The sequence below is a fragment of the Bradyrhizobium sp. Kon10 genome (assembly GCF_055807395.1).
This window is the reverse complement of record NZ_JBVVOZ010000253.1, coordinates 1-263: the sequence shown is the minus strand read 5'-3', so window position 1 is coordinate 263 and position 263 is coordinate 1. Positions and strand designations below refer to the sequence as shown.

The 263-nt window shown below is 65.0% G+C and carries 1 protein-coding gene; it reads left to right on the top strand.

The window, feature by feature from the left end; translation table 11 throughout:
• Positions 1-263: cation:dicarboxylate symporter family transporter (locus AC0L2O_RS36920; protein ID WP_473373224.1), on the top strand; the 263-nt coding region annotated here is incomplete at both ends.

The window sequence follows — 263 nt, the reverse complement described above, 5'->3', positions numbered from 1 at the left end:
ATCGCGCCGGTGATCTTTTTGACGGTGGGGACCGGCATCGCCGGCGTTTCCGACCTGCAGAAGGTGGGCCGCGTCGCCGGCAAGGCGATGATCTACTTCCTGGCATTCTCGACGCTGGCGCTTGTCGTCGGCCTTGTCGTGTCGAACGTGGTGCAGCCGGGCGCCGGCATGCATGTCGATCCGGCCACGCTCGACGCCACGCAGGTGGCGACCTACGCCGAAAAGGCGCACGACACCAGCATCGTCGGCTTCCTGATGAACAT